Annotated in this window: 14 protein-coding genes; 8 read left to right on the top strand and 6 right to left on the bottom strand. The window is 40.5% G+C overall.

Annotated features, from left to right (window positions below; all coding sequences use genetic code 11):
* Nucleotides 1-78 precede the first annotated feature (78 nt).
* Both LU361_RS09580 and LU361_RS09585 read right to left on the bottom strand, forming a co-directional pair.
* The gene (locus tag LU361_RS09580) at nucleotides 79-2,673 is read right to left on the bottom strand and encodes an FtsX-like permease family protein (protein ID WP_233088624.1); all 2,595 of its coding nucleotides are present in this window, start codon (nucleotides 2,671-2,673) and stop codon (nucleotides 79-81) included.
* A gap of 9 nt (nucleotides 2,674-2,682) precedes the next feature.
* Nucleotides 2,683-3,381 (bottom strand): ABC transporter ATP-binding protein, encoded by a 699-nt coding sequence (locus LU361_RS09585; RefSeq protein WP_233088625.1) that lies wholly within the window; start codon nucleotides 3,379-3,381, stop codon nucleotides 2,683-2,685.
* 462 nt (nucleotides 3,382-3,843) lie between these two features.
* Between LU361_RS09585 and LU361_RS09590 the strand changes: the two genes are divergently transcribed.
* On the top strand, nucleotides 3,844-4,530 hold the full coding sequence (locus tag LU361_RS09590) for a peroxiredoxin-like family protein (protein WP_233088626.1): 687 nt from the start codon (nucleotides 3,844-3,846) through the stop codon (nucleotides 4,528-4,530).
* 327 nt (nucleotides 4,531-4,857) lie between these two features.
* On the opposite strand, the gene LU361_RS09595 is transcribed toward LU361_RS09590, so the two are convergent.
* Nucleotides 4,858-5,379: a glycine cleavage system transcriptional repressor gene (locus tag LU361_RS09595; RefSeq protein WP_233088627.1), complete on the bottom strand. Its 522-nt coding sequence runs from the start codon at nucleotides 5,377-5,379 to the stop codon at nucleotides 4,858-4,860.
* 179 nt (nucleotides 5,380-5,558) lie between these two features.
* Here LU361_RS09595 and LU361_RS09600 point away from each other — a divergent pair, with 179 nt between their 5' ends.
* Together LU361_RS09600 and LU361_RS09605 are read left to right on the top strand one after the other, a co-directional pair.
* Complete coding sequence (locus LU361_RS09600) at nucleotides 5,559-5,777, top strand: YheU family protein (RefSeq protein WP_233088628.1); 219 nt, start codon at nucleotides 5,559-5,561, stop codon at nucleotides 5,775-5,777.
* 50 nt (nucleotides 5,778-5,827) lie between these two features.
* Nucleotides 5,828-6,502: an alpha/beta family hydrolase gene (locus tag LU361_RS09605; protein WP_233088629.1), complete on the top strand. Its 675-nt coding sequence runs from the start codon at nucleotides 5,828-5,830 to the stop codon at nucleotides 6,500-6,502.
* Between the two features lie 45 nt (nucleotides 6,503-6,547).
* On the opposite strand, the gene LU361_RS09610 is transcribed toward LU361_RS09605, so the two are convergent.
* Entirely contained in the window at nucleotides 6,548-6,916 is a 369-nt protein-coding gene (locus LU361_RS09610) for a hypothetical protein (RefSeq protein ID WP_233088630.1), read from the bottom strand.
* Between the two features lie 262 nt (nucleotides 6,917-7,178).
* Here LU361_RS09610 and tusA point away from each other — a divergent pair, with 262 nt between their 5' ends.
* Entirely contained in the window at nucleotides 7,179-7,433 is a 255-nt protein-coding gene (gene tusA / locus LU361_RS09615) for a sulfurtransferase TusA (protein ID WP_233088631.1), read from the top strand.
* Between the two features lie 356 nt (nucleotides 7,434-7,789).
* Here the strand turns inward: tusA and LU361_RS09620 are convergent, their stop codons facing one another.
* Nucleotides 7,790-8,488 (bottom strand): hypothetical protein, encoded by a 699-nt coding sequence (locus LU361_RS09620; RefSeq protein WP_233088632.1) that lies wholly within the window; start codon nucleotides 8,486-8,488, stop codon nucleotides 7,790-7,792.
* 183 nt (nucleotides 8,489-8,671) lie between these two features.
* Here LU361_RS09620 and LU361_RS09625 point away from each other — a divergent pair, with 183 nt between their 5' ends.
* The 4 genes from LU361_RS09625 (at nucleotide 8,672) to LU361_RS20320 (ending at nucleotide 12,258) form a co-directional block, all read left to right on the top strand.
* Nucleotides 8,672-9,115 (top strand): gamma-glutamylcyclotransferase family protein, encoded by a 444-nt coding sequence (locus tag LU361_RS09625; RefSeq protein ID WP_233088633.1) that lies wholly within the window; start codon nucleotides 8,672-8,674, stop codon nucleotides 9,113-9,115.
* 127 nt (nucleotides 9,116-9,242) lie between these two features.
* Nucleotides 9,243-9,836 (top strand): elongation factor P hydroxylase, encoded by a 594-nt coding sequence (locus LU361_RS09630; protein WP_434064665.1) that lies wholly within the window; start codon nucleotides 9,243-9,245, stop codon nucleotides 9,834-9,836.
* A gap of 90 nt (nucleotides 9,837-9,926) precedes the next feature.
* Nucleotides 9,927-10,844 carry a 5'-3' exonuclease gene (locus LU361_RS20315; protein WP_233088635.1) on the top strand — a complete coding sequence of 306 codons (918 nt, stop codon included), beginning with the start codon at nucleotides 9,927-9,929 and terminating at the stop codon, nucleotides 10,842-10,844.
* A gap of 295 nt (nucleotides 10,845-11,139) precedes the next feature.
* The gene (locus tag LU361_RS20320) at nucleotides 11,140-12,258 is read left to right on the top strand and encodes a 4-phosphoerythronate dehydrogenase (protein WP_233088636.1); all 1,119 of its coding nucleotides are present in this window, start codon (nucleotides 11,140-11,142) and stop codon (nucleotides 12,256-12,258) included.
* A gap of 80 nt (nucleotides 12,259-12,338) precedes the next feature.
* On the opposite strand, the gene LU361_RS09645 is transcribed toward LU361_RS20320, so the two are convergent.
* Nucleotides 12,339-12,665, bottom strand: a complete 327-nt coding sequence (locus LU361_RS09645; protein WP_233088637.1) for a hypothetical protein — start codon at nucleotides 12,663-12,665, stop codon at nucleotides 12,339-12,341.
* Nucleotides 12,666-12,695: the final 30 nt, after the last annotated feature.

Below are 12,695 nucleotides of genomic sequence, written 5' to 3' on the forward strand. Positions count from 1 at the left end.
CACGTTAGTATAACTTTCAAACGTAAATGTGCTTTTCTGGAAAAGGGTAAAGTAATCATTTGATAGTCGGTAAAATTATTAATCATACTGAGTGGGTGAATGCAGTTGTTTAATGACTTTCCAGGTAGGGTAGAGCGCTGCAATGGTTGCTGCGAAAATAGCGAGTAAGGCATTTTCGAAAACAATAGGCCACTGCGGCGTAAATTCCATGCTCCAGCCAAACGAACGCCAATGAATAATTTCAATTAATAACCACGCCAGCAATTCTCCGGTTGGCAAAGAAATTAATCCAACAATAAATCCGAGAAAAGCTGTTTGGGTTAGAGCAAAGGTTGCTATTTGCGTTCGGCTGAAACCGATGGCACGCAGCGTATTAAATTCCGCTGCTCGCTCCAGTTGTAGGGCGGTGAGGGAACTGAATATTGCAATCATAGCAACGGCTAGCACAAAGGCTTTTAGCGCGTGCGTGATAATAAACGTTCGATCGAATACGGTTAGCCCGATATCGACGATATCAGAACCAACAAAGTAATGGATTTTATGGCTCTCTTTGATGGAATCCAAATAAGACTTTACTGCTTGCGAGCTTTCGGCATCGGTTACGTATAAGCCTATAGACTCAACACCTTTGCTGGGCCAGTAACGCTTGAGATTCTCTCGATTCGATAGGATTCGACCGTTTTGATTGCCGTAGTCGTAATAGATAGCAGCAACTTTAAATTGCTGCGTTCCTGAATCCGTCTGAACATCAATGATGTCATTTGGTTTTACCGAGTGAGTGGAAGCAAAGGTTTCGCTGACAAAAACATCACCTTTGGCAAAATTTTGCCAAGCGTTGTTAATGGCGTCGTCTTGGGTTTGATAGACAAACGAATAGCCGGATTTGGCAATGGTAGGAATACGCCCCGAGGTCCAGTCCGCTGGTAAGTATTGTGGTTCGTTTGTGTTTGATTTTTTTACTTGTGCCGTAAAATCGGTAAATAATGTGTAATTCTTTAGACCATCAATTTGTATGACGTCTTGAATTGCATCCTCATAAATAAAAATATCCTGAGAGTTTGACGTTCGATCTGCGCGCACATAAATGTCGGCATTGACTCGCGAGTGCAACCAGTTTTCCACCGCAAGACGGAAGCTGCCAATCATCACTCCCATGCCATTCGCGCTGGAGACCGCTACCATCAACGCCATGGCAGCAACACCGGTTCGGGTTAAATTGCGATAGGTATCACCGATTGACATATTGATAATGAAGTTGGATGGATTACCAAATGTTCTAAACAATTTCTGAATGGCTTTTCCGATAAGAAATATCAAAATAGGCGTAAGTGCAGCAAGGCCTAATAAGATAGAAAAAACCGCAAAAAAGCCACCGAATACTCCAGAGGCTTCCCACACACTGAATATAATACCGATGATCATAAGAACCAGTGCCGGCAACAGTAACGCCGGATTGGTAAGGCGTATGAAGGTTTGCGCGCGTGAATTTTTTAAGTGAATCGCATTTTTTATCGGCAGTAAAACTGCAATAATTGATGCGCCTATTCCCAATGCGGCTCCTTTTAAAAGCGGCGTGAATAACAAATAAAGTTGGGATTTGCCTGTGGAGTAATACAGATCGTTAATGGTTTGATCTGAAAGAGCGACTAAAAATTCAGCCAGTTTTAGCCCCAAAAGTATGCCAATGGATGTTGCGATTAACGAGATGATAAGAACTTCAATCAATAGCAGTGTGGTAATTTGTTGAGACAACACACCCAGTGCCCGCAATCGTTCAAATAACGGCAAACGTTGAATAACAAAGTTATTCATGGTGTTGTAGACCAAAAATACTCCGACAACTAAACTCAATAAACTCAACGCTTGCAAATTTAACTGAAAAGATTGGGTTAAATGCAGGGTCTGACCGGCAACAGCTTCTTTCTTTTGCCAATAATAACCACTGGGTAAAAATTCACTCAGCTGATTTTCAAATTCGGCATGTGCGTCGGGCGCAATTTGCAGATCAATACGAGAAAATCCGTCGACACTCGTCAAGCGTTGCGCGGTATCGATATCGGTAATAATTAAGTTTTGTAGATTGTCGTTCAGCACCGGAAGAATGCCAACTACGGTAAGCGTATGCTGAGCGTTTTCTACGTGTACCGAAAAAGTATCTCCGAGAGCTAAGGCGTTGTCTTTGGCCAATAACTCGCTGACAAATGCACCTGTCGCATTCAGCATTAACTGGGTGATGTCCGGCGGCGGTTGGTTATTTTCAGATTCTTGGTTTGATAATGTCAGATTAAATCTTTGAAGTGCCGTTTCTGAAATTGGATCGATTCCCATCACTTGAATCGATGGCCCATTGTCGTCAGCTGCATCTGGTAAAATTAAACGTGTTGAACCTTCAATAATTGGCGCTGCTTTTCCGTTGGCGTAATTGGGGAGAAGATTGCGTCTTAAATGCTGATAAATGTCTGTTGATATGCCCGTGCTCGGCCCAGTTATTTGATGACTGACATTTTCATTTAATTGGTCAAATGAATTAATAAAGCTTTGGTTAGCGCTTTTATTGGTTAATTCCACGGCGATAACCACACACACGCCGAGCATTATGCCTAGTATGGCGAGTAATGTTTGTAATCGATGTTGCCAAAGAAATCTCAATTGGCTGAGGAGTAAATAATTCATCGTCAGCACCTATTTCTCTTGCACGAGTTTTCCGTTAACCAATCGATATACCGTTTGCGCCCGTGCGGCAATTTCCTCGCTGTGCGTGACAACAATTAAAGCGGAATCTTCTGTAACGCTGTTAAATAAAATTTCTGCAACTTGATTGCCAGTCTCTAAATCCAAACTTCCCGTGGGTTCGTCAGCCAAAATTAATTTTGGTCGATGAATCAGTGCTCGCAAAATTGCGACTCGTTGTTGTTCACCACCCGACAATTGTTGTGGGTATCTATCTTCTAAACGTTTAATACCTAATTGAGACAGTTGTTGGTTTAATTGCTGATCTGCGGTGTTGTATTGTTTGTTGAGTTGCAGCGGTAATAAAATATTTTCTTTCACCGTTAACGTCGGTACGAGATTAAAGAACTGAAAAATGTAACCAATATTTTCTCGTCTCATGAGCGTTTTTTCTCGCTCTGTTAATTGGTTCACTGTTTTACCACAAAATGTAATGTTTCCTTTGTCGACCGGTGTAATTCCTGCGAGCGCATTGAGCAAGGTGCTTTTGCCGGTGCCGCTGCGTCCGAGTATGGCAATGCTTTCTCCGGCGTGAACCGTGAGCGATAAATTATTCAGGATTGTTTGTTGTTGGTGACTGTCGTCGCCTTGTTGAATTGACTTGTTTAAATTATCAGCTGTTAAAACTACCTGGGCTTCATCTTTAGGCATAATTCTTCAAACTTCTGATCGAAAGAAATGGGTGAACAACGGTTGCTTCTCAAACTAACACAATAATATTTAATTAGAGGTTTCTAAAAGGTTTTTATACGAAAAACAGTGTTTTAGTGGTTGCTCTGAAAGAGTGCCTAACTTAAGCAGAGCCACGATAACGAGCATAAAACGCTCATTTCCGATGCTCGCCCGTGTTGCAGTAAACAGGGGTAGTGGTGCATGGTCGGTTGAGATAGGTACATTTTATATTTTTTTGATAAATAAAACTGTATTTAAGCGCCACTCTTGTATAGTCTTTGAACAGTTGGTTTTTGCATATAAGTTTTTGAAGCTATATATTTGTTGGTTATAAGAATTACCCCTATATCTCAGTAAGACTCCGTAGTAAGATCGTTCGTTCATAAGGAATGAAATTATTCAGTTAAGAACAAAATAGCTCTTCAAAAAAGGAATTCATCTATGAGTAACCAGAGTTCTCTGATTCTCACATTAGATTTATTTAGGAAGTTAAGGTTGACTGTTGGCTTGTGTTTGTTAGTGGGTTTTACTGCAATTGCACAGGCTGAAGGCAAATTAAACATTGCTAAATCGGCAAATGACATTCACCCCGTTAAAACTGGTGAACGTGTTCCTGCTTTTATGGTGAAAAATCCTGACGGCAAAGATTTCTATTTTGGTCCTGATAGAGTCACTAAACCAACCGTATTGGTTCTTTACCGTGGTGGATGGTGTCCTTATTGTAATGTTCAGTTACAAGATTTGCGTAAAGTTTTGCCTCAAATTCGTGCAAAAGGCGCTCAGGTTTTGTTTATCAGTGGCGATCGCCCTGATGTTCTCTATTCAAGCTTAAAAGAAAAAACCAAAGAAGAAATTCACGACCTAAATTACAAAATTTATTCTGATGCCGATATGCAAGCATCAAGTGCGCTAGGCGTTGCTTTTTCACCGTCTGGATTTGGTATTCAGTTTTTAAAAGCGCGTTCTTCACTGAAAGGTTCATCGCTCAGAGAGCACGATGCATTACCAGTACCTTCAGTATTTGTGGTTGATACCCGTGGCGTGATCACCTACGCGTTCACTGATCCAAATTTTAAAATTCGATTACCTGCGGAAGATGTTTTAGCCGCGGTTGATACGGCTTTATAAGTTTTTTGTTCTTGTCCGTGAATAAAAATTAAAAAGCGATAAAAAGCAAAGGTGTTTGTCTTTGCTTTTTATCATCACTTTTTATTGTGGCTTTTTTTATTGCTGCTTGAAAATTATGGCCACTGCAAAAACGTTTTTTAATTTTTGTATGCGATGTTTTTAAAAAGAAACATCTGCAAAATTTTAACTGGCTTCTTTGTTAAAATTCGCCCTCAGTTCTTTATTTTCTTGTATCTCTTTTTCTTATATCTTTTTTCTTGCGATCACGTTTTTTCTGATGATAACGCGTTTATGCCAATTCTGGGGTGTGGATTGATCGATAAGCGATCAATCGCTGATGGTTACTTCTAAACCTAATTCTTCTGCGATTAATTGCAAGCGATCAATCAATTCGTCGAAATCAATGGTAGTTGGAACATCGATCTCTGCTTCTGCTTGAAACAGCGGTTCTCCTGTCCACGGAGTGCTGGATCGCTCACTGACCAAACCGACTAGGTTGATAGATCGCTCTGCCAACGCACCCGATATTTCTTTCACGATACCGGTTCTGTCTGGGCCTATAACGTGAATTCGTTTGTAAGCGGTGTGATTGGCTTCTTGCTCGGAAAGTTTGGTCCAGGTGAATTGAAGGTGGATGCCTTCTTGGGAGAGCTTTTCTAAGCTCTGAGCCAATGAATCTTCCATATTCGTGCCAATAGAGACAACGACGATACCCGCAAATTTGCCGTGGACGTTTTGTAAGTGGCTGTCTACCCAGTTTCCGCCCACGCGTTCAACCGCGTTGGCTATTAATTCAACAACTCCAGGTTTGTCATCACTTAATATGGTTAAGACTGCGTGGCTCTGCATGGTGAATCTCTCGTTATTATCGATATTACCCGAGTGTAACAGCTAGCGACCTTGGTCGACAGCCCGTCATAATTGCCTCATCTTAACCTCAAGATCACTCAAAGGTTCCTATACACATTGAGAACTCCGATAATGGCCAGGTTAAATTCGATGAACAGAGATAATTTGGAGCAAAATGCATGATTATTCCCATCGATCAATTACCTAAAGATGTCTTGGACGGTGTTGTTGAAGAATTCATCACCCGTGAAGGAACGGATTACGGCGAGATTGAGTTCACCTTGGCAGAAAAGCGAGAACAGATACTCAGGCAGTTGCGCAATGGCGATATTGTTATTGTGTACGATGAGTCGACAGAATCGGTCAATATTCTGCGAAAAGAAGATATTGTTCAGTAACGGTATTGGGTTAACAATCACAACATAAAACATAAAAGGTGTAAGTCAGTATGGGTTGTGAAAACGATTGGTTGGTCAATATCCCCAGTGGTGTTGAATGTAGTTTCGGATTAATTTTTGCGCACGGAGCCGGCGCCGGAAAAGATCATGATTTTATGGAAACCGTGGCCCAAGCACTGTGCAACGCCGGGATTGCCGTGATTCGCTTTAATTTTCCTTACATGGATACCATTAAAATTACCGGTAAGCGTCGGCCGCCGGATAAAATGGATGTTCTGATTAATTGCTTTAAAGATAATTTGGCGGCGGCAGAAACTGTTTATCCAAGCATTGCTTGGTCTTTGGCTGGAAAGTCTTTGGGCGGTCGTGTTGCCACGCATTTATTGGCGGATAGTGATGCGACAATTAATCCCGTTACAAAGCAAAAACGTTCTGCGATCTGTTTCGGCTATCCGTTTCATCCGCCACAAAAACCAGAAACACTCAGAGTTGAAAATCTAAACGCCATTGATAATGAGCTTTTGATCTTACAAGGAACCCGAGATATTTTTGGTACAAGTGAAGAAGTAAAAAACTATTCTTTGAACGCTAACGTAAATATTATTTGGCTCGAAGATGGCGATCACGATTTACAGCCACGAAAGCGATCGGGTTATACGTTTGAACAACATTTAGTTGAGATGGTTAACCGCGCGCACGAATTTTTAAACAGGAGCGAACCGTAAATATTTTTTCAACTGCTGCGAAATCAACACCAAGAAGAATCAATTTTAGTGTAATTGAGTGTCTGCAATTTCGACACCTAGAAGAAGTTCTTCTGCAAGTTGACTCCAGCAATCAATGAGTTCCTTAATGATTTTTTTAGAGGTAACGGCAGTCGACGGCGTTTGTAAAGCTTGTTCACCCAGGCGAGTGAGTTCAGAAATAACCGAGCCAATGGTTTCTATGTGAAGAGTGATGGACAGTTTATCTTCGGTTATTAACAGCTCGTTTTTATCGTTTTGTAGAATTTCGTATTGGAGTTGATCGGCGAGTGCCGGAGAGGTTTGCATTAAGAGTAAGCAGGTTTCTCTTAAATCAACGGCGTGAATGCTGGTGTTAAATCCGTTGTAAATTGTCGGGTGCTTAATAGTTAACATTGACGGTGATCTCATTAATTATAATTAAAAGATGTCTTCTATTGGCTTTTGGCGACTTTACATTAAACCTGAGCAATTCCTAGCGCTGTTTAAATGAATTAATTGCATGTTACTGAAAGTCTAGCATTGCAAATTTGAATTTCACTTTAGTTAACCATAAAAGTTTCCGACATTGCAATTGTCAAAAATATTAGGTAAATAATTACCGATTAAATTTATTATTAGGATGTGTTTAATATTTATTATTAATCTTGGATAAATTATGAGTGATGAAGGAATCGATTCTGCGGAATTTGATCACAAATTAGATGCTGAAGGCTTGTTATGCCCTGAGCCTGTAATGATGCTGCATCAAGCTATGAACGATGCAAAAGTAGGAGAGGTTGTGTATGTAATAGCGACTGATCCTTCAACCGAACGAGATATTACTAATTTTTGCCACTTTTTAGGACACGAACTGTTACGGTTCGATACAAGTGACGGTAAGTATTTTTATTGGATAAAAAAGAGCGAATAGAATAAAAATTGGGTGTCATGTAAAGGTAAGTATTGTTTATAGGCAGACGTTGTTTAAATAAGTGATGACGATCACACAGAATTAGCTATTTAATTTAAACAGTGGTTTATATAAGTTTTAACTTTGCTGTTGATAGTTTTTATTTGTCAGAATAAGCTGCGTTTGAATTACAAACTTTAATTGCCTTCAATTTATACTTTTTGCTTAGCAATTAATTTACCGATGGCTAATTCATCGATGACTAGTTCAGGACAGTTAGTTTAGAACAGTTAATTCAGAACAGTTAGTTCAGAATAAGCCATTCAGTGGGAGTAACCCTGGACACAAAAGTCCAGGGTTACTAATAAAGAAATTAGTTAGTTTTGGTCAACAAGCAAAGAGATTGCTGCCATTGCTTCTGGGTCTTGTGCCTTAATTTTATTGGCGATTTGGTGTTGGAAGAAGTACCTGAACGTTTCGCTGGCTTGAGCCGGATACAAACAGTCATCCCCAGGTAAAACGGGGGTGTTAACCACCTTGTCTTCATCGGCAAGCATGGCGAGCATTGTGCCATCATGCAGTAACTGCCAACTGATCACTTGGGTTAACGTTAAGCTTTGGAAGCCGTTGTCAGATAACACGGCGTGAGTACCGATGGTGTCCGGAATTTCTTGAACAATGGTATCGGGTTCTTCGCATTCCAGCTCGTAGTATTCGGCCGCGGTTTCGAGTTCAACTACTTTGTGAATTGGGGCTTCGTAGAACACTTCATCGATGCCAGGATCGAAATAACCCTCCCATGTGCCATTGAGCGGGTCACAGATCTCTGTGCAAGGAACAATGTCGTTTAGCCAGGGTACCAGGGCCACAACGTCGCCATTAGCACGCAAACCCCAAGCAAGGATTTGTAGGCTGTAGAGCATATCGCCGCTGGTTTCGTTAGAGTAAAGAATTTCTAGACCGTCGAGCTCAGGTGCAAGCCTGATGAATCGGCCATCGTGAAGTTGCGAAAGCGTCTTCCCGGTGAAGAGATCGACCACATTATCCGTGTTGCGGCCTTTATTTGAGGTCTTCATAATACACCTCCATGCAGTTGCCCGAGAATCGTTATTAACTCCGGGACTAGGATGGAATTATTGGCACCACCACTACATAAGGTATATGGTGTTTTTGAAAAGCACAACACTTTGACACAAAAAAAGTTGCTTTATTCCATTTACTTTACAATCAGTTCACCTATTAATTACGGATAATTTCCATTGAGCGAGTATTATTTTGCCTACGGTTCTAATATGAACCCAGATCGTATGCGCGACAGAGAGCTGCAGGTTGTCGATAAATGCAGTGGTTTAATTCGCGATTTAACGTTGAAATTTAATAAAAAAGATGGCCCAACGTTTGGGCATGCCAGCGTGCATTTTTCCCGACAATCGGTCGTCGAAGGCGTTTTGTACAAGCTTAAATCGCAAGAAGAAATAAAGAAATTAGATGTATACGAAACAACGCCTATATTGTATAGCCGAGATTTATTCCCCGTAGAAACAAGCCAAGGTGTTATTTATGCGTGGACGTACATTGCTAACGACGCAGCTCTCGGTAAAAATTTATTACCCGAGGCGTGGTATCTAAATCATTTACTTGCTGGAAAGCCTTGGTTAAGTGATGAATATTTTCAGTATCTGAGCACCTTTAAACAAGCTTGATTATTTTCAGTAAAAATTTTTACTAAGACATTAATCGTTTAATAAAAGTTCATTTTCTTAAGAGTTAATTGTCTTAAAAGCTCATGTGTCTAAACCTTATGTATTTAAATCTTGTAATTACTGTTGTATGAACACCCAAGTATCCCAAATAAATTCAGAACTCCAATCTGAACAATCCAATACGCAGCCTCACGATTCAAAGGATTTGGTTCACGTTTTTAATCAGTGTTTTTCTGTGACTAAAAACACCGTGTTAGTTGCCAATGGTGACGAACCGATCTATTTGCCTTGCGATGAAACTACTAAACACAACCGAATTATTTTTACTCGTGACTATTTTGCCAGTGCATTACACGAGATTTCTCATTGGTGTATTGCCGGAAACGAGCGACGCAAAAAAGTTGACTTTGGTTATTGGTATGCGCCTGACGGAAGAACTCAAGAACAACAAACTTTGTTCGAGAAGGTCGAAATAAAACCGCAAGCCATCGAATGGATATTCTCTCAAGCTTGCGCTGCCCCATTTCGTGTCAGTGCCGATAATTTGTCGATGGGTTTAGGTGCAAGCCTTGAGTTTAAACGCAATATTGCAGCTCAAGCCAGAGATTACTGTGTTTACGGATTGCCCGACGATGCCAAAACGTTTATGCAGGCTTTGGAAGGTTTTTACCAAACAGAGAATAGTTTGCAAGCCAAATTTTATTCCGAGTCATTCCTGTAATGCTGAAGATTTCTATTTATTAATATATTTATAAATACTTTTCTCAAAATTTTATCATTATTATTGGTTTGTAAGTAAGTTGAAAATAACGTGAATTATAAACAGTCAGCTTTTTTAATTGATTCTTGTGCGTACTTTTTTCGCTATTACTTTTCTGATGTTTATCAGTATTTTTCCGATGAAGGTCATGCGAGTGGCGGTGTTTACGGATTTACGTCATTTTTGCTGTCGATTTTAGAAAAATACTCTCCTGGATTTGGCGCGTGTTGTTTTGACGAAGCGCTAGATACGTGTTTCCGCAACGATATTTATCCACAGTATAAAGCCAATCGAGCAGCACCTGATGAAGATATTGAATTTCAGTTGAGTGCCTGTAAGCAAATTGCCGAGCTGTTAGGTTTTTCCGTTTTTGCGCACAATCGTTACGAAGCCGATGATTTAATTGGCAGCCTTGTAAGGCAAATGTGTGAAGATTTGTCTTCGGAAAATTCTTGTGAGTCACTATTTATTATTAGTGGTGATAAGGATTTTTATCAGTTATTAGACGATTCGCGTGTTGTATTGTGGGATATTACGAAAAAAGCTCCAATTTCCCAGAGCGATTGTAATGAGCTGACGCAATTGCTGCCCGAGCAATGGATCGATTTTCAAACTTTAGTTGGCGATGCTGTTGATAATGTTCCCGGAGTTAAGGGGATTGGTGTTAAAACGGCAACTCAGTTATTGCACCAGTACGGATCGTTAACCGGAATTTTAGAAAATATTGAGCAATTAAATACGTTAAAAATTAGAAATATCAAAAATATTCAATCGCAAATTCAAGATAATATTTCTTCAATTGCAGTATCAAAAATACTGGTAACTATTGAGAAAAATTTGACTCTGATCGATAAGAGCGACGATATCGTCGTCAAACCTATTTCTTTCGATGGCGCTGCAAAATTTTGCTGCCAAATGGGATTTCCTAATTTAGTAAATCGTATTGAAAGGTTAATTCAATTGAATTAACCTTTTCCGCCGGTATTCAGCAAGTCTTTTTATTCAGAGATTTCTCAAGCTTTTGTTATTGAACTCTGAGATTTACTTCGATTTGGCTGGTATAGTTGGCCGCTTTCTAGCGAACGTAAAACTTCCTTTAAAACCCAAAAACAAATAATCCGAGTGCGGTTAACTCGTTGATAATAATGGTAAAATAAAGGCTGAAAAACCAGAACGTGCTTTGATGACTTTACGCTAAATCGTTTCTTCAAAGTGTTTTTATTATTTTATTTGAGCTCTCATGCTTTAGGGTCGCTGTACTGTTGTGAAAATTACGATTGATGAAAATATTCCCTATGCGCAAGAGTTCTTCGGATCGTTAGCAGATATTCAATTGCTTCCCGGTCGCGAAATTACCAATGCGGATTTACAAGATTCACAGGCTTTGATTGTGCGCTCGGTAACACGAGTTGATCAACGTTTACTTGCTAACACGCCCGTCAATTTTGTGGGCACCTGTACGATCGGTACTGATCATTTAGATTTACCGTATTTTCAAGAACACAATATTAATTGGTCCAGTGCTCCCGGTTGTAACGCCAATTCTGTGGTGGAGTATGTAATTTCGGCGTTGTCGGCGTTAAATGCTCCTTGGATTACTTCGACCGTTGGTATTATTGGCTGCGGCAATGTCGGCGGTGCGCTTTATCGCAAATTAAAGCAGTTAGGGATTAAGTGTCGTGTCTATGATCCGTTTTTGAGTGATGGACAGTGCGCAGATTTAACCGATCTTGAAATTGTTTTGCAATCCAATGTAATTTGTTTACACACGCCTTTGACGACAACCGGTCCTCATCCAACGTTTCATTTGCTGGGCGATAACGAACTTGAATTAATTGCTGACGATGCGGTTTTGATTAATGCCGGTCGCGGTGCAGTTATCGATAACCAAGCGTTGTACAGACAGCTTACGCAGCGCAATTTGAAAGTTGTTTTGGATGTTTGGGAAGGTGAGCCCAACATAATGTTAAAACTGTTGGACCACGTCTCTATAGCGACGCCCCACATTGCCGGTTACAGTTACGACGGCAAAGTGGCTGGCACCGAAATGATTTATAGCGCGTTGTGCAAACATTTAAGCAGATTGCCTACGGTTAAAGTTGGCGATGTGTTGCGAGAATTAGAATCGCCAGCACTGCATTGGAGCGGTAATCGGTTTCCTAGCGATATTTACGCTTATGTTCGTCAAAGCTACGACATTCTTAATGACGATAAGATATTTCGCGCTAGCCAGATGAATTCAATTTCGCCGGGCAAAGCATTTGATGAACTTCGCAAAAATTATCCGATTCGAAGAGAGTTTGCTAATTATTACCTGCCAACGCAGGTCTCTGACCGATTGAAAAACTCACTTATTGCCATTGGTTTTCGTGAGCTTCACTAAATTTGGCGAATAACCCAGTGTTTTGTTTGCTTCCGTTTTTTCTTTTCAGATGGAGCAAGCAAAACACTGAGCGGTAGCGGTCAAATCTTTTTACCTTTCCAGGCACACAAACGAAGATACGGAACAGGATTGAGTCGGTTTTTTAACGGCTCGGTTTTGGGTTTGTTGGATGGATGTGCGTTGAAGTCGGGGTAGTGGTTATCGAATTCCATATTTTCGATGCATTGATCTACCGCTTGTTGGGTAATCGGGATTGCTTTGCCGTCCTCGGCATACCAATAGCCACATGCCTTTTTATTTGAAAAAGATCGGGCGTGCACGCTTGCGCGAGCTAAGGTGTTACAGCAACGATGATAAAACTCAATAACCATGTCAGGCTCCAGCTGCCATTGCTTTATAACTGTCATCCTTACAGCAGAATTTTTCAGGAATATGTC

The organism is Sessilibacter corallicola, from assembly GCF_021290925.1.
In the GTDB taxonomy this organism is placed as follows: Bacteria; Pseudomonadota; Gammaproteobacteria; order Pseudomonadales; family Cellvibrionaceae; genus Sessilibacter; species Sessilibacter corallicola.